Origin of the sequence: Bradyrhizobium sp. (genome assembly GCF_004799405.1) — a bacterium.
Taxonomy (GTDB): domain Bacteria; phylum Pseudomonadota; class Alphaproteobacteria; order Rhizobiales; family Xanthobacteraceae; genus Bradyrhizobium.
This window is the reverse complement of sequence record NZ_SSMW01000078.1, coordinates 48578-63898: the sequence shown is the minus strand read 5'-3', so window position 1 is coordinate 63898 and position 15321 is coordinate 48578. Positions and strand designations below refer to the sequence as shown.

Here is a 15321-nt window from a genome sequence, read left to right as displayed (position 1 = left end):
TGATTTCCGGTGTGACCGTGGTGACTTTGCTGGCATGGCTTGTTTTTCTGCCCTGCCAGGCTGCGGGCGCATTGGGCGCCCGGCATTCCCTGCGCCCTCTGATTTCGAGGGAACGGAAATTCCAGCAAAACTCGGACGCATCGCGCCGCGGGATTGCGAACGTGTATTCAGACGTCATTGCGAGCGAAGCGGGCGCGCGTTCGCGCAACCCGGTGGCTCCTCGCAATGACGTTGGGCTATTTGAAATAACGAAATCGAAGCACACTGCGCGGTGTCACCTCTCCCCTTGTGGGAGGGGTCGGATCGCATCGACAGATGCGATCCGGGTGAGGGGTTACAGACTATCGATAGACCTGAACCCCTCACCCCAACCCTCTAAGAGCGAGCTTCGCTCGTCTCGGCCCACAAGGGGAGAGGGAGCGCACCGTCATCGCTGAAACATCATCCGTCGCCCCTTCACTCGCACGGCTTGGAATCCTTGACATCGAATTTCCCCAGCGCGCCGGAAATGACGAAATCATTGTAGTCGAGCACCAGCGCCCGCGAGACGCCGTTCTCGTAGAGTTCGAACGACATCGCGTAGACCGGCGTCTGCTCGCCGTCATTGGGCTTGGCGTCACGGTCGTAATAGCTCACCGTGACCGGCCACCGCGTCAGCGATTTCATCAAATCGTTCTCGGTGGAGGGGTCGGGCTCCGCGGTCGACCGGCTGCCGGGAATCGGCTGGCCGATCACGGTCAGCGTGTTGTAGACCTTCTCGCCGTTGTCGGAGCCGTCATAGACCGTCAGCGCAAGCACCGATTTGCCTTCCTGCGCCGCCGCGATGATGTGCTGGATCTGCTCGGTCGGGAATACCGTGCTGCCGTCGAGCGTAAAGGTCTTGGATACCGGCTGTTTCAACTTGACCGTGACGTGATCGCCGGTGCGCTCGGCGACCCCGTCGACCGAGCTCGAGTCGGCGTCGTTCATCCGCGAGTCGATCTTGAAGCGGTAGCTCTTGCCGGCGCCGTCCTCCCAGGAGGTCGAGCGCAGATCGCTCAGGGTCACGTTGCCCTCGCCGCTGTCCAGTTCCGACACCTGGCGGAAATCCGAGGTGTAGCCTTCGCAGGCGCTGCCGGAAAATTTATACAGGATGCGCCCCCGCGCGCTGCTGATCGAATTGGAGCCGCGCGACTTCACGAGGTTGAGGTCATAGAGCGCCTGGTGCGCCAGAAACGGTCCGCTCGCCGCGGCATCGGCCCGCCCGAGGCTCACGCCCGACGTAAATGCGACGGCGGCAACCGTCAACGCCAGCAACCTGACATCACCAAGCGAGATCCGGAACGAACGAGCCATGCAGCTTCCTCGGTTGGGAATCATGACATTAATGACCGTCCTATTGCGCCGCAACTGGGGCCACTTCACGGAAAATCACGAATTAGGTCGAATTGCCGTGTTTTTTGCCATCCGGCCGCGGTTCGCCGCCATCCCGGCCTCGCTTGCATGTGACGGCGCGATGCGCGAAATAGAACGCACCCGATCGCAGGCTCGGGCGCACTTCACATCAAACGGGGACGGCACATGGCGGGTACGATCGAGCAGAAACTTGCGGCACAGGGCGTGGTCTTGCATACGCCTCCTAGCCCGGTGGCGAATTATGTCGGCTTCGTCCGCACCGGCAATCTGCTGTTCGTGTCGGGGCAGGTTTGCGTCGACCCGGAGGGCAAGCTGATCGCCAAGGGCAAGCTCGGCGCCGGCGTGAGCGTCGAACAAGGCAACGCCGCAGCCCGCGGCTGCGCCATCAACCTGCTGGCGCAGATCAAGGCCGCGCTCGGCGACCTCGACAAGGTGGTCCGCGTTGTCAGGCTCGGCGGTTTCGTCAATTCGGCGCCCGATTTCCTCGACGGGCCGAAGGTGCTCAACGGCGCTTCCGACCTGATGGTCGCGGCATTCGGCGACAAGGGCCGCCACGCCCGCACCACCGTCGGCGTCGCCTCGCTGCCAGCGGACGCTTCGGTCGAGGTCGAGGGAATATTCGAGGTCGCCTAGGCGGAGCACGCCGATGCGCGCGCCGGACTGGCTGACGGCGCGGCCGGTCGCCCACCGCGGCCTGCACGACCGCGCCCGCGGCATCGTCGAAAACATGCCTGGTGCTGCGCAAGCGGCGATCGCCGGCAATTTCAGCATCGAAAGCGATATTCAGCTCACCGCCGATGGCGAGGCGATGGTGCATCATGACGATGAACTCGGCCGCCTCACCGAGGGTTCAGGCGCGCTGCTCGGCATGACCGCGGCACAGCTCAAGACGGTCAAGTTCAAGGATACCTCCGAGCGGATGATGTCGCTCGGCGATCTCTGCGCGCTGGTCGCCGGCCGGGTGCCGCTGGTGATCGAACTGAAGAGCCATTTTGACGGCGACCGCAAACTGGCGGCGCGGATGGCGGAGGTTCTCGCCTCCTATCATGGCCCTGCGGTCGGAATGTCGTTCGATCCGGACCAGGTGGTGGCGCTGCGCGAGCTGATGCCGCAATTGCCGCGCGGCATCACCGCCGAGCGGAGCTATGAGCAAGCCGACTGGCCGGAGGCGACGCCTGCCCAGCGCCGGGGCATGCTCCATCTGCGCCACAGCTTCCGCACCCGGCCGCATTTCATCGCCTACCGGGTCGACGACCTGCCGGCGGCCGCACCCTGGATCGCCCGCAACATTTTCGGCTGCCCGCTGCTGACCTGGACGGTGCGCACGGGTGAACAGCGCGCCACCGCGGCCCGTCATGCCGACCAGATGATTTTCGAGGGGTTTGTGCCGGGAACCTGATGCTTTCGCGCCCTTGAAGTCGCCGGCGCGATGCACGATCTTTGCAGGATATCACTTGCAAGATGTCACCATGAGCGATGGCTGATCGCAACCTGTGACCGGTTTTTATCGTCGATGGATTCATCCGAAATAACGCTCGAAGCCGTCTCCTCCGTCAGCCAGATTCCGGCTGAGGATTGGGACGCCTGCGCCAATCCGAATGCCGATTCAGGCACCCTCGATGGCTTCGACACCCTGGCCGCCCCTGATTCCGCAAGGGATTCGCGCGACAAATCAGGGATCGGCTATAACCCGTTTGTTTCGCATGCCTTTTTCTCGGCCCTGGAAGCCTCCGGATCGGCCTGCGCGCGCACCGGCTGGGGACCGCGACACCTGCTGGCCCGGCTCGATGGCACCATCGCCGGCATCGTGCCGTGCTACCTGAAATCGCACTCGCAGGGCGAATACGTGTTCGATCGCGGCTGGGCCGACGCCTACGAGCGCGCGGGCGGCCATTATTATCCGAAACTGCAGGCCTCGGTGCCGTTCACGCCGGCGGCCGGGCCGCGCCTCTTGATCCGCCACGGCGTCGATGCCGACCGCATCGCCGACGCCCTGGCAAGCGGTCTGGTCGCGCTCTGCAGCGCCACCAACGCCTCGTCGGTGCATGTCACCTTTGCCCGCGAAGCAGAATGGAAGCTTCTGGCCGAGCATGGCTTCCTGCAACGCAACGACCAGCAATTCCATTGGCACAATCAGGGCTACGGCAGTTTCGAGGACTTCCTCGCCACCCTCAATTCGCGCCACCGCAAGGCGATCAAGCGCGAGCGGCGCGAGGCGCTCGCCGAGGGGATCACGATCCACGCGCTCAACGGCAGCGACATCACCGAAGACGCCTGGGACGCCTTCTTCGCCTTCTACATGGAGACCGGCTCGCGCAAATGGGGCCGGCCCTACCTTACCCGCAGCTTCTTTTCGCTGATCGGCGAGAGCATGCCTGAGGACGTGCTGCTGGTGATGGCGAGGCGCAACAACCGCTGGATCGCCGGCGCGATCAATTTCATCGGCTCCGATACCCTGTTCGGGCGCAACTGGGGCGCGATCGAACATCATCCGTTCCTGCATTTCGAGGTCTGCTATTACCAGGCGATCGATTTTGCCATTCGACGCGGGCTCAAAACTGTCGAGGCCGGAGCGCAAGGCGAGCACAAGATCGCGCGCGGCTACCTGCCGCAGACCACCTACTCCGCGCATTGCATCGCCGACCCTAGCCTGCGGCGCGCCATCGACGACTATCTCCGGCGGGAACGCGCCTATGTCGCCGAAGCCGCACGCGAACTCACCGAGGCCGGACCGTTCCGCAAAAACGCCGACGAGTAGAACCAGATTGCAGGGAGCCGCCATGACCGCGTATGACAACAACAATCCGTTCGCGAAGATCCTGCGCGGCGAATTCCCCAGCTACAAGGTGTATGAGGACGACGACGTGCTGGCCTTTCTCGACATCATGCCGCGGGTGACCGGGCATACGCTGGTGATCCCGAAGGCCCCTGCCCGCAACATCCTCGATATCTCAGCGGACGAATACGCCCATGTCGCCCGCGGCGCCCACACCATCGCCGCCGCCGCCATGAAGGCCTTCAGGGCCGACGGCATCACCATCCAGCAATTCAACGAGCCCGCCGGCGGACAAGTGGTGTTTCACCTGCATATGCATGTGATGCCGCGCCACGACGGCGTGGCTCTGCTGCCGCCGGCAAGCCGCAAGGAGGATGGCAAGGTGCTGGAGCAGAATGCGGCAAAGCTGATCGCGGCGTTGAGGGCTTAATACCGTCACTCCGTCTCGAAATCCCCCGGCTGCGGCGGCGCAAGCGGGGTGAATTCGCAGCGGTCGGGCTTGAGGTCGAGTAGCGGCGTGTCATCGAGGCAATCGAGGCCGCGCACCAGCACGGTCGAGCCTTCGACGCCGACCAGCTTGACGATCGAGGTGCCGATCGGATTCGGCCGTACCGGCGAACGCAGCGAAAACGTGCCGCGGGTCGATTTGTTGTCCTTCGGGCTTTGCAACACCAGATCGCGCCGCGACAGATGCAGCCAGTACAGCACTTCGAGATTCGAGTAAAAGTCGATCCCCTTCAGCGCCGGCGCCCATGGCTCGAAAATCTCGAGCCGGCAGACCGGACCGTCGTGACGCCCTTGCCGCGGAGTCATCAGGCGCGAGGTCCAGGGCGTGCGGATGCGGCCGATGAAGACCAGACCGGCATCGTTCGCCGCGGGAATTTCGGCGGCGAGTTCGCCTTCGCGGATTTCACCTTCTCGAACCATGTCCCTCAATCCAATGAAATGTTGCGTGCCTTTATCACACCCGACCACCTGTTGCGCTCGGCATCGATGAATTCGGTGATGGCGGCGGGACTGCGCGGACGCAGCGCCGTATAGCCGACCTTCTCCAGCGATGCCCGGAACGCAGGGTCGTTCATCACCCGATCGAGACTATCCGTCAGAATCCGGACGACGTCATCCGGAACATTAGCCGGCACAGCTACCCCGTTCCAGACGCTGACGAAATATTCGGGGTAGCCGCTCTCCGCGATGGTCGGCACGTCCGGAAGCCCGGAAATTCTCTTTGTCGAACTGATGCCGAGCGGACGCAGCGATCCGGATCGTATTTGCGGGAGCGCCAGGCTGACGGATTCAAACATCAGCTGGATGTTGCCGGAAATGACATCGGTCAGCGCTGGCGCCGCGCCCTTGTAGGCGACGTGGGTCATCTCGATGCCCGCCATCTGTTTGAACATCTCGCCGGCAAGGTGAGTGAAGCTGCCGGTCCCGGAAGAGCCGAAATTGAGCTTGCCGGGGTTCTGTCTGGCGTAGGCAACGAATTCCGCGATGGTCTTCGCCGGCACGGAAGGATTGATGGACAACACCACCGGCACTTCGGTTACCAGCGCCAGCATCCGGAAATCCCTGGCCGGATCGTAGGGCAGCTTCTTGTACAATAGCGGATTGAGAATGATGACCGAGCCGGACGTGCCGAACATGGTGTAACCATCGGGTTCGGCATGCGCCACCATTTCGGCCCCAAAGGATCCTTGCGCACCTGCCTTGTTCTCGACGAACACCGCTTGCTTGAGGTCCTTGCCGAGATATTCAGCCACCAGCCGGCCAAAAATATCGGTCGGCCCGCCCGCGGCATAGGGAATAACGAGTTTGATCGGGCGCGCCGGAAATTCCGCGGCTATGACAGGCGCAGCGGCAAATGCCGCGACGATAACGAGACCTGAGATCAAGGCTGACCTTGCAAAAAAATTCATGCCGCCTCCCCGTTGATCTTCCGAGTTGCCAGACCCTATCAGCCGAGCCACCATTTGCCAGCAAGCATCACCGTTCGCCGCAACCTCGCTAGACGGCGGCGTCGAATCCCGGCGTGGCCGCGCCGGACAAAAATGACGCGAGGAACATCTTACCCAGGATGTGTTTGGTTTGGGGCGTGCCGGCCTTCAGCCGGCCGGCGCGGATCGCCTGCCGGAATTCGGCAACCGTCGGTACCGACAAATCCGTGTCGTCCGTCACCGAGGATGCGGCCGCGGAGGCACTGAGCAGAACGCCTGCATAGTAAAGACGCGTCAGCGCGCGCACCAGCTCAAGCCGCGCGAAGAGAGCTTTGTCCGGTGCGCAACCTAGCCACGCCCGCAGCAACGCGCTCTCCAGTTCCGGCGAACGCGCCAGTCCGTCGAGCATGATCGCGACATCGACCAGCGGATCGTTGCGGTACGCCGACTCCCAGTCGATCATCCAGAGGCGTTCGCCATCGAATAAAATATTGTTCGGAACGGGATCATTGTGGCTGGAAACCAGCCTTGTCGTTCCCGCGTCATAGACTTTGCCGAGCCACTCAAGGCGTTCGACATGCGGATCCAGCATACCCGCCGCAAAAAGACCGGTTCGGCGCACATGTGAGAACAGGCGCGCGACGATATCCGGATAGTTGACGAAGACCGGAAACACCGATGTAGCCTGAACCCGCGCGAGCAACACTCCCAACGCCTGCGCCAGCGCATGGGGGCCGCCTGGATAGGCCTCAAGCGGCCGTTGCTCGATGAAGTCGATCACGGCGACGCGAGACGTCTCATCGACGTAATGAATCCTCGGGGCAATCCTCGCCTCCGCGGCGATACGCATGGAAAGATACTGGTGCGGATTGCGCAGCGGACTTGGCTGCCCCTCCATCCGCAGCAGATAGCGCCGACCGCCGGTCTCGACCCGGAACACCGACGCACTGGTGGCTCCGCCAGCGATGGGCGCGATCGCGCTGATGGGAACGGAACCGAAGGCAGCGCAGAGCGCCGAGCGCGCGGTTTCGCGATGGTCATCGGGCAAAGCGTTGAAACAGTCGCTACTCATGACCGTTCCTTACACCACGCCACGGATGGACGCGATCAGCCTCTGACGAACATGTTCCGCAATACGAAACAGGCCCCGCCGGCACGGCGGATGCGGTTACAGAGATCGTCGGCGGCGGGACGCGTGTCGGCGCCGATCCGCACCTGATAAAACGGAGCGGTGCCTCGATTGCGCGGCATCGAACTCAACAAGCTCGGATCCTGGTCGCCGATGACAGCGCTAAGCCGCCGCATTGCGCGAGCATACATCGCCAGCGCCTGTTCACGATTCCAGCCGGCAGCCAACTGCACCCCCCACAGTTTAGCGGCGCCGAGCCTCACATGCTGCTCAAGCTGGGTGATGAACGGATTGGGTGCGTGCGTGAGCAGCGCCATCAATTCGCGGCAACTGGAGGCAGGTCGATGCTCAGCCGGCTTGCCGCCCTTCCCCGCCGTGGCCCAGTCATCGACCGGCGTGCCGGTAATGGCGAGCACATAATTGCGGGTCTGCTGCGGCATGGGGCCGGTGCCGGCGAGCCATTCCTGCACCCGCCGCGGTCCGGCATTGTAAGCCGCGGCGGCCAGCCCGAGATTGCCGAACTGGCCGCGCAATTCAGCGAGGAATTCGGCGGATTTCGGCAGCGCCTGGACCGGATCGAAAGGATCCAGCAGGCGGCGTTCACTCGCGGTGCCCGGCATGAATTGCGCGATGCCCTGCGCGCGTTGCCCGTTGCGCGTCACCGGTCCCACCGCGTCGGATTGAAAGCGGCTTTCCTGCCAGATCACGCGCGCGAAAAATTCCAGCGGCAAGTCTTGCGCCCGCGCCGCCGATTCGATCATCAGGCACATCGCTTCGCGGGTGTCGGTATTTCCTATAAGGTCAGCCGTCTTGGGCACCGGCATGGCCAGTTCTTCGACGCTCGGTTTCACAACCTCGCCTCCGCCCGCGGCAGGCGCCCTATCCTGCGCGATCGCCGGCGCCGCCAACAGCAGCGTCCCGACCATAACGTTAAGCGCGGCATGCAGGTCTATGGTTATTCGCATGGCAGTTTTGGTGTCTGCAGACCCCCGCTGGACACAGGGAACCTTGGCCACCAAAGAATGATGGCGGGCGCGTGGGAGCGCAAGACGTGATCCGACCGCGCAAGGATGCAAAAACAACGCGGCGCAAGGCCCTCCGGACCATCCAAAACCGAAGAAATCAACGTCGTTCCGGCCATGATCGGTTTACGTTAACGCGGCATTTTGCCGGCCATGGTCTTTCGGATACGACGAAGCGGAGTAAGGTCCGCCCTCGTTTATCGGGAGTACTGTTCGATGCCGGATCGACGCCAGGGTGCGCGCGACAAGGTAATTTACGGCGGCGTCGCCGAGATCGGCGAACGCGGCGCGACGCGGGATTGCGTCGTGCGCAATATCTCCGAAAACGGCGCCGGCCTTGAATTCAGCAACGTCATCAAGCTTCCCACAAAACAGATGTCGCTGACCATCGCGCGAAAAGGCCGTTCCTTTCTCGCCAGGGTCATCTGGTGGCGCGACAATTTCGTCGGCGTTGCCTTCAACTCCGACACCTCTTCCGAACTGCCCGTCTCCGATCTTGAGGCGAGGCTGCGCAAGAGCGAACTGAAAAAGCGCCAGCTTCAGCGCCGCATCAAGGAGCTTCTCGGCGAAGGCTGAATGCATGCCGCACCAGGCAGCCAGCACGTGGTGACGGACGAACTACCTCGACAGTCGCTTATTAAGTCCCATCGATATCCCTCTGATCGGCAACCAATTTTAACGGGCGTTCCGCCCCGGTGTGTTTTCCGCGAGTTCGCCGCGGCCTATCGAGCGCTTTACGCCAGCTGCTCCGCGCAATCTTTCTCACCCCGTTATTCCCCGAAATGTGAAATGCTGGCTTCGATGGTGTAAATCTCAGCACCGGAGGACTCCCTTGTCGCGCCCGTGCCAGATAGCCGCCCTCGTCACCCTGTTGGTTCTCGGTCCAACTTCCGGGACGCGGTCGGCATTTGCCGCCGACCTGCCTCTCGTTCCCAACCACTCCCAAACGCGGCATCGAGACGAACCCAAGGTTGGCGGCGACACGCGGCTCGAAGAGTTTGCCAGGGGCCCGCACGCTACCTGCACGGCGTGGACCGACGGTTGCCGAACCTGCGGGCGCAATTCCGATGGTGTCTATTGCTCGAATGTCGGCATTGCCTGCCTGCCGTCAGAACCGCGCTGCACGCGACCCTAGATCAGAGCGCGGCCGCCGCGCTCGCCTTGGAACTGATGGGCGCCTTCCCGCCACCGCCCAATCGAAAAGCCGGCGGTCTTGCGACGCGCCGGCTCTCATTGACAATATCGGTCGTATCAGACCTTGACCAGTGGACCTCGCGAGGCCGGGCCCTTCGACCCACCGCTGGGGCCGCTCGATTTCGGCTTGCGCGGCACCGGGCGCTTGCGCGTGCCCGGCAGCTTTTCCGGCTTCGGCGTCACCGGCCCCTCGACATATTCGAAGCCGATTTTTTCCTGGGCCGCCTCCGCGCTCGCCTCGTCCTTGACCAGCACGACGCGGACGTGGCCGCCGCCCTTCAGCTTGCCGAACAGCACTTCGTCCGCCAGCGGCTTCTTGATGTGCTCCTGGATCACCCGCGCCATCGGGCGGGCGCCCATCTGCTCGTCGTAACCATGCTGAATCAGCCAGGCCTTGGCGGGCTCCGACAGTTCGATGGTGACGTCGCGGTCGGCGAGCTGCGCCTCGAGCTGCAGCACGAATTTCTCGACCACCATGCCGATGACATCGACATTGAGATGCGCGAACGAGACGATGGCATCGAGCCGGTTGCGGAACTCGGGCGCGAACTGCCGGTTGATCGCTTCGTGGTCGTCGCCTTCGCGCTTGTTTCGCGTGAAGCCGAACGCCTGGCGCGCAAGGTCGGCCGCGCCGGCATTGGTGGTCATGATCAGGATGACGTTGCGGAAATTGACCTGCTTGCCGTTGTGATCGGTCAGCTTGCCGTGATCCATGATCTGCAGCAGCACGTTGTACAGGTCCGGATGCGCCTTCTCGATTTCGTCGAGCAACACCACGCAATGCGGATGCTGGTCGACGCCATCGGTGAGCAGGCCGCCCTGGTCGAAGCCGACATAGCCCGGAGGCGCGCCGATCAGGCGCGACACGGTGTGACGCTCCATATATTCCGACATGTCGAACCGGATCAGTTCGACGCCGAGCGAGGCGGCAAGCTGTTTTGCCACCTCGGTCTTGCCGACGCCGGTCGGACCCGAGAACAGATAGGAGCCGATCGGCTTTTCCGGTTCGCGCAACCCGGCGCGCGCCAGCTTGATCGACGCCGCCAACGCGTCGATCGCCTTCTCCTGGCCGAACACCACGCGCTTGAGCGTCTGTTCGAGATGCTTGAGCACTTCGGCGTCGTCCTTCGACACGCTCTTGGGCGGGATCCGCGCCATGGTCGCGATCGTGGTCTCGATTTCCTTGATGCCGATGGTTTTCTTGCGCTTGTTCTCGGCGACCAGCATCTGCGCCGCGCCGGATTCATCGATCACATCGATCGCCTTGTCCGGCAACTTGCGGTCGTGGATGTAACGTGAAGACAATTGCACCGCGGCCTCGATGGCCTCGTTGGTATATTTCAGCCGGTGATAGTCCTCGAAATAGGGTTTCAGGCCCTTGAGGATCGCGATCGCGTCTTCCACCGTCGGTTCGTTGATATCGATCTTCTGGAACCGGCGTACCAGCGCGCGATCCTTTTCGAAATGCTGGCGATATTCCTTGTAGGTGGTCGATCCCATGCAGCGGATGATGCCCGAGGCGAGTGCCGGCTTGAGCAGATTGGAGGCGTCCATTGCGCCGCCGGAGGTTGCACCGGCGCCGATCACGGTATGAATTTCGTCGATGAACAGGATCGCGTTCGGATGGGCCTCGAGCTCCTTGAGGACCTGCTTCAGCCGCTCCTCGAAATCGCCCCGGTAGCGCGTGCCCGCCAGCAACGTGCCCATGTCGAGCGAGAACACGGTTGCGGCAGCCAGCACTTCCGGCACTTCGCTGTCGACGATGCGCTTGGCAAGCCCTTCCGCAATCGCGGTCTTGCCGACGCCGGCCTCGCCCACGAACAGCGGGTTGTTTTTCTGCCGGCGGCATAACACCTGAATGGCGCGGTTGATCTCGGCATTTCGCCCGATCACCGGGTCGATCTTGCCGTCGCGCGCCTTCTTGTTGAGGTTCACGCAGTAAGTATCGAGCGCCTCGCCCTTTTTCTTGGAATCCTCATTGCCCTTGGTCTCGGTCTCTTCGTCGACCCCGCGCACCGGACGGGCTTCCGACACCCCGGGCCGCTTGGCGATGCCATGGCTGATGTAGTTGACCGCGTCGTAGCGGGTCATGTCCTGCTCCTGCAGGAAATAGGCGGCGTGGCTTTCGCGCTCCGCGAAGATCGCGATCAGCACGTTGGCGCCGGTAACTTCCTCGCGGCCGGATGACTGGACGTGAATCACCGCGCGCTGGATCACCCGCTGAAAGCCCGCGGTCGGCTTGGCGTCGTCAGCGCCATCAGTCACCAGGTTTTCGAACTCGGTTTCGAGATAATTGACGAGGCTGGTGCGCAGCTTGTCAAGATCGACGCTGCAGGCCCGCATCACGGCGGCCGCGTCCGAATCATCGATCAACGACAACAACAGGTGTTCAAGCGTCGCATACTGGTGGTGGCGCTCGTTGGCTATCGCCAGCGCACGATGCAGGGATTGTTCTAGGCTCTGGGAAAAAGTCGGCATTCGCGTCCTCTGTGGCCCCCACCATCATGATCGGCGTTGCCCGATCAGGCAACAACAACCTTTGTCATATAGTTACGCACGATCAAGGCGAAAGGCCGGCTCCGCAACCGTGGTTTTCCTCTAATATGCGCGCCGCTTTCACGCCAAACCGGTCCCGCAAACTGCGGGAAGCGGCCCCTTTCCGAATCGATTCGGACGGATCAATGCAAAACCCGTTCCTGTTTTGGAGGGTTCACTGTGAGGCTACTTCACTTTTTTTCCATCACGCATTGCAGGGGATGCTGGTGCTTGCGTGCAAAATCCATCACTTGCGTCACCTTGGTCTCGGCGATCTCGTAGGTGAACACGCCGCACTCCCCTATTCCGTGATGATGGACGTGCAGCATGATCTTGGTCGCGGCTTCGGCATCCTTCTGGAAGAACTTCTCCAGAACATGAACGACGAATTCCATCGGCGTGTAATCGTCGTTCAATATCAGCACGCGATAGAGGTTCGGGCGCTTGGTCTTCGGCTTGACCTTGGCGATAACGGATGTGGCCGGACCCCCGCCGCCACCGCCTCGGGTCTCGTCATTGCCCATTCGGGGAGCGGATGCGGAAAAGCCGGACAACCCGCTCAGATCAAATTGGGAAGTTAATTGCAACATGGCACTGGCGTTCGAAATCCCCATGGGAACCGGCTAGCAGCCAAGGCGCCCCTCTCAAATGATGGCTTCCGCCGGAGCCATCTTAAGAGGTTCCCCAGATGCATTTTCCGGATCGCCGCTCCCGGCCGGCCTGACCCATCCGCTTAATCGATTGCAGGAATATGGGTCGGGCCCAGGCTCACCGCAAGCACGCAAACTCTCATCAAACGCGGTTTGCGGCGGGCCTGATTCCCGGCTCGGCGATCGCCCAAGGTTAATCAATCCCGTCCGATTTGACAAAATAAAGCCGCCGGCCGTTTAGCGGCCGTTGACCCTAGCAATCGCTTGGGACGCCCGATTCGCGGTTCACGCGACTTCGGCCCGGTTTTCACCGGACGGGTTTACCACCTCTTTAGTCGCGACAACCGAAACAGGGGCGAAAACCCAATTTCGGTGACAGTCATGTTCGGTGCATCCACTATCAGGCGTGTTCGCGCGGCAGCCGGCCGCTTCATCGGGGCCAATCAGGGCAATATCGCGGTGATCTTCGCGATTGCGCTGGTGCCGGTGATCAGCTTCGTCGGCGCGGCGGTCGATTATTCCCGCGCCAACAGCGCGCGCTCGTCGATGCAGGCGGCCCTCGACTCGACCGCCTTGATGCTTTCGAAGGATCTGTCCAGCGGGCTGATCACGACATCGCAGATCAATGCCAAGGCTCAAACCTATTTCGCCGCACTCTACACCAATCCCGACGCCCAGTCGGTTTCGATCAACGCGGCCTACACTGCCAGCAATGGCAGCCTGGGTTCGACCATACAGGTCAATGGATCCGGATCCATTACCACCGATTTCATGAGGGTCGCCGGCTTCCCGAACATCAGCTTCAACACCAGTTCGACCGCCGCATGGGGCAATGTGAAAATGCGCGTGGCGATGGCGCTCGACAATACCGGATCGATGGCGGCCGACGGCAAAATAACCGCGCTGAGAACCGCCGCGACCAATCTGATCAACCAGCTCAGCGCGCTCGCCCAAAATTCCGGCGACGTCTACATTTCGATCATTCCCTTTGCCAAGGTCGTCAATGTCGGCGCCAGCAACTATACCCAGAACTGGATCGACTGGACCGACTGGGCCAACCCGCCAACCGTGCAGCCGACCCTTTCGCCGCAGCCAACCTTGCCGAGCAACTGGTCCTCGATCGGACCGGGCTCGACGTGTTCGTTCACGACCAGCAACAGCGGTTTCGTCTGCACGACCAGCCCGGTCAACGCCAGTTCGAACACCTCCTCGATACCGTCGAGCGGTTCTTACAAAGGCTACATTTGTCCCGGGCTCGATGCCAACTCGCACACCATGTATAATGGCTGCTGGACCAGCGCGCTTAAAAGTCCGGCGCAGACGGCCACCTACTCCACCGGCGGGTCCGCCAGTTGCAGCGGCGCCAACTCCACGTGCTCCTGCAGCGGCAGCGGCAAGGTCTGCACCGTCTCCCTGTACGATCACACTTGGGTCGCCAATGCGACCAGCACCTGGACGGGCTGCGTCACCGATCGCACCCAGCCCTATGACGCTCAAAACACCACGCCGACGACGACCACCACGGCGACGCTGTTCCCGGCCAACCAGTATTACGAGAACGGCACAGCCTACTGCGACCCCAACAGCTCTACGCCCCTGCAGCAGATCGTGCCGCTGAGCTACAACTGGACCTCGCTCAAAGCCACTATCGCGGCGATGCAACCGACGGGCGGTACCGACCAGGCGATCGGGCTTGCCTGGGCGTGGGAGTCGCTATTGCAGTCGGCGCCGATGAATGCACCAGCGGAGGATTCCACCTACACCTACAACAGGGCGATCATCCTGTTGTCCGACGGTTTGAACACCGAGGACCGGTGGCCGGCCAACGGCGACGGCAGCACGCAAAATGTCGACGCGCATGGTAACGGTTTGATCGACAACCGCCAGGCGCTGCTGTGCCAGAATATCAAGGCCATGATCGACCCCAAGACCAACGGGCCGATGTACACGATCTATACGATTCAGGTGAACACCAGTTCGCCCGCCGACCCCACTTCGAGCGTGCTGCAGAACTGTGCGACCGATCCCAGCAAATTCTTTATGCTGACCTCGGCAAACGAGATCGTCACCACCTTCAATTCGATCGGAACTTCGCTGTCGCAACTGCGCGTCGCGCGATAATCGCTAGCACATCCGGAAACAAGAAAAGCCCGGCCATACGGCCGGGCTTTTTGATATTGGAAAAACCGCTTGTCGCTATTACGCCGCGGCAGCCGGAGTGAACTTCGCAACCATGCCTTGCAGCGGCTTGAAGGTCTCCTTGGCGAGATCGGTATACATGCCGGCGATCTTCTGCGACTCGGCCACGAAAGTCTCGTAGGCGGACTTCGCGTATTCGGTCTGCACTTCGACCGCCTTGTCCAGCGACTTCACGCCCGACAGCTTCTCGACGAACGATTTGGTGTCTTCGAACGACTTCTTGGTGTATTCGCCGTAGGCGCTTGCGATCGCCTGAACGCCGCTTTGCAGGGTGGCTGCCGATGCAACCATCGTGTCGAAATGCTCTTTTCCGTACGCCTGAATGTCTTCAACCTTGACCATGATGAAAGTCCTTTCCCGGACCGATGTGTAAATGACGTGCCGGGAGGTTCCGGCTCCTTGGACGCGTCCCCTATATAGTGCATCGCACAATAAAGTCAAGAATCTTTGTGCATCGCACAAATATGGATCAATTAGCCGCGAATCC

General features: G+C 61.9%; 15 protein-coding genes. 6 read left to right on the top strand and 9 right to left on the bottom strand.

Annotation, left to right across the window (positions count from 1 at the left end):
- Together E7813_RS12200 and E7813_RS12195 are read right to left on the bottom strand one after the other, a co-directional pair.
- Nucleotides 1-208: hypothetical protein (locus tag E7813_RS12200; RefSeq protein WP_291574172.1), on the bottom strand; the 208-nt coding region annotated here is incomplete at its 3' end.
- A gap of 248 nt (nt 209-456) precedes the next feature.
- Nucleotides 457-1335, bottom strand: a complete 879-nt coding sequence (locus E7813_RS12195) for a cell envelope integrity EipB family protein (protein WP_291574170.1) — start codon at nt 1333-1335, stop codon at nt 457-459.
- A 225-nt stretch (nt 1336-1560) separates the two neighbouring features.
- On the opposite strand from E7813_RS12195, the gene E7813_RS12190 reads away from it, so the two are divergent.
- The 4 genes from E7813_RS12190 to E7813_RS12175 all read left to right on the top strand — a co-directional run bounded on the left by E7813_RS12190 (nt 1561) and on the right by E7813_RS12175 (nt 4601).
- Nucleotides 1561-2028 carry a RidA family protein gene (locus E7813_RS12190; RefSeq protein ID WP_291574168.1) on the top strand — a complete coding sequence of 156 codons (468 nt, stop codon included), beginning with the start codon at nt 1561-1563 and terminating at the stop codon, nt 2026-2028.
- A gap of 13 nt (nt 2029-2041) precedes the next feature.
- Nucleotides 2042-2794, top strand: coding sequence for a glycerophosphodiester phosphodiesterase (locus tag E7813_RS12185; RefSeq protein ID WP_291574166.1), 753 nt, complete (start codon nt 2042-2044; stop codon nt 2792-2794).
- Between the two features lie 114 nt (nt 2795-2908).
- A complete protein-coding gene (locus tag E7813_RS12180) occupies nt 2909-4153 on the top strand; it encodes a GNAT family N-acetyltransferase (RefSeq protein WP_291574164.1) in 1245 nt (414 codons plus the stop codon).
- A gap of 22 nt (nt 4154-4175) precedes the next feature.
- Complete coding sequence (locus E7813_RS12175) at nt 4176-4601, top strand: HIT domain-containing protein (RefSeq protein ID WP_291574163.1); 426 nt, start codon at nt 4176-4178, stop codon at nt 4599-4601.
- A 5-nt stretch (nt 4602-4606) separates the two neighbouring features.
- On the opposite strand, the gene tsaA is transcribed toward E7813_RS12175, so the two are convergent.
- From tsaA to E7813_RS12155, 4 genes are all read right to left on the bottom strand, one after another.
- Entirely contained in the window at nt 4607-5098 is a 492-nt protein-coding gene (tsaA, locus tag E7813_RS12170) for a tRNA (N6-threonylcarbamoyladenosine(37)-N6)-methyltransferase TrmO (protein WP_291574160.1), read from the bottom strand.
- A 5-nt stretch (nt 5099-5103) separates the two neighbouring features.
- Complete coding sequence (locus E7813_RS12165) at nt 5104-6087, bottom strand: tripartite tricarboxylate transporter substrate binding protein (protein ID WP_291574158.1); 984 nt, start codon at nt 6085-6087, stop codon at nt 5104-5106.
- Between the two features lie 88 nt (nt 6088-6175).
- Nucleotides 6176-7177 carry a phosphotransferase gene (locus tag E7813_RS12160; RefSeq protein ID WP_291574156.1) on the bottom strand — a complete coding sequence of 334 codons (1002 nt, stop codon included), beginning with the start codon at nt 7175-7177 and terminating at the stop codon, nt 6176-6178.
- A gap of 35 nt (nt 7178-7212) precedes the next feature.
- Nucleotides 7213-8199, bottom strand: coding sequence for a lytic transglycosylase domain-containing protein (locus tag E7813_RS12155; protein ID WP_291574154.1), 987 nt, complete (start codon nt 8197-8199; stop codon nt 7213-7215).
- Nucleotides 8200-8472: 273 nt separating this feature from the next.
- On the opposite strand from E7813_RS12155, the gene E7813_RS12150 reads away from it, so the two are divergent.
- Entirely contained in the window at nt 8473-8832 is a 360-nt protein-coding gene (locus E7813_RS12150; protein ID WP_291574152.1) for a PilZ domain-containing protein, read from the top strand.
- A gap of 675 nt (nt 8833-9507) precedes the next feature.
- On the opposite strand, the gene clpA is transcribed toward E7813_RS12150, so the two are convergent.
- Together clpA and clpS are read right to left on the bottom strand one after the other, a co-directional pair.
- Nucleotides 9508-11928, bottom strand: a complete 2421-nt coding sequence (gene clpA / locus E7813_RS12145; protein WP_291574151.1) for an ATP-dependent Clp protease ATP-binding subunit ClpA — start codon at nt 11926-11928, stop codon at nt 9508-9510.
- 248 nt (nt 11929-12176) lie between these two features.
- On the bottom strand, nt 12177-12509 hold the full coding sequence (clpS, locus tag E7813_RS12140; protein WP_291574149.1) for an ATP-dependent Clp protease adapter ClpS: 333 nt from the start codon (nt 12507-12509) through the stop codon (nt 12177-12179).
- Between the two features lie 507 nt (nt 12510-13016).
- On the opposite strand from clpS, the gene E7813_RS12135 reads away from it, so the two are divergent.
- Complete coding sequence (locus E7813_RS12135; protein WP_291574147.1) at nt 13017-14756, top strand: TadE/TadG family type IV pilus assembly protein; 1740 nt, start codon at nt 13017-13019, stop codon at nt 14754-14756.
- A gap of 78 nt (nt 14757-14834) precedes the next feature.
- Here the strand turns inward: E7813_RS12135 and E7813_RS12130 are convergent, their stop codons facing one another.
- Nucleotides 14835-15176 (bottom strand): phasin family protein, encoded by a 342-nt coding sequence (locus tag E7813_RS12130; protein WP_291574145.1) that lies wholly within the window; start codon nt 15174-15176, stop codon nt 14835-14837.
- Nucleotides 15177-15321: the final 145 nt, after the last annotated feature.

Excerpts from the sequence above, each read along its gene's own strand:
- E7813_RS12185 (WP_291574166.1), top strand. The coding sequence starts at position 2,042 with ATGCGCGCGCCGGACTGGCTGACGGCGCGGCCGGTCGCCCACCGCGGC.
- clpS (WP_291574149.1), bottom strand. The coding sequence starts at position 12,509 with ATGGGCAATGACGAGACCCGAGGCGGTGGCGGCGGGGGTCCGGCCACA.
- E7813_RS12180 (WP_291574164.1), top strand. The coding sequence starts at position 2,909 with ATGGATTCATCCGAAATAACGCTCGAAGCCGTCTCCTCCGTCAGCCAG.
- E7813_RS12160 (WP_291574156.1), bottom strand. The coding sequence starts at position 7,177 with ATGAGTAGCGACTGTTTCAACGCTTTGCCCGATGACCATCGCGAAACC.
- tsaA (WP_291574160.1), bottom strand. The coding sequence starts at position 5,098 with ATGGTTCGAGAAGGTGAAATCCGCGAAGGCGAACTCGCCGCCGAAATT.
- E7813_RS12195 (WP_291574170.1), bottom strand. The coding sequence starts at position 1,335 with ATGGCTCGTTCGTTCCGGATCTCGCTTGGTGATGTCAGGTTGCTGGCG.
- E7813_RS12155 (WP_291574154.1), bottom strand. The coding sequence starts at position 8,199 with ATGCGAATAACCATAGACCTGCATGCCGCGCTTAACGTTATGGTCGGG.
- E7813_RS12175 (WP_291574163.1), top strand. The coding sequence starts at position 4,176 with ATGACCGCGTATGACAACAACAATCCGTTCGCGAAGATCCTGCGCGGC.
- E7813_RS12135 (WP_291574147.1), top strand. The coding sequence starts at position 13,017 with ATGTTCGGTGCATCCACTATCAGGCGTGTTCGCGCGGCAGCCGGCCGC.
- E7813_RS12165 (WP_291574158.1), bottom strand. The coding sequence starts at position 6,087 with ATGAATTTTTTTGCAAGGTCAGCCTTGATCTCAGGTCTCGTTATCGTC.
- E7813_RS12150 (WP_291574152.1), top strand. The coding sequence starts at position 8,473 with ATGCCGGATCGACGCCAGGGTGCGCGCGACAAGGTAATTTACGGCGGC.
- clpA (WP_291574151.1), bottom strand. The coding sequence starts at position 11,928 with ATGCCGACTTTTTCCCAGAGCCTAGAACAATCCCTGCATCGTGCGCTG.
- E7813_RS12190 (WP_291574168.1), top strand. The coding sequence starts at position 1,561 with ATGGCGGGTACGATCGAGCAGAAACTTGCGGCACAGGGCGTGGTCTTG.
- E7813_RS12130 (WP_291574145.1), bottom strand. The coding sequence starts at position 15,176 with ATGGTCAAGGTTGAAGACATTCAGGCGTACGGAAAAGAGCATTTCGAC.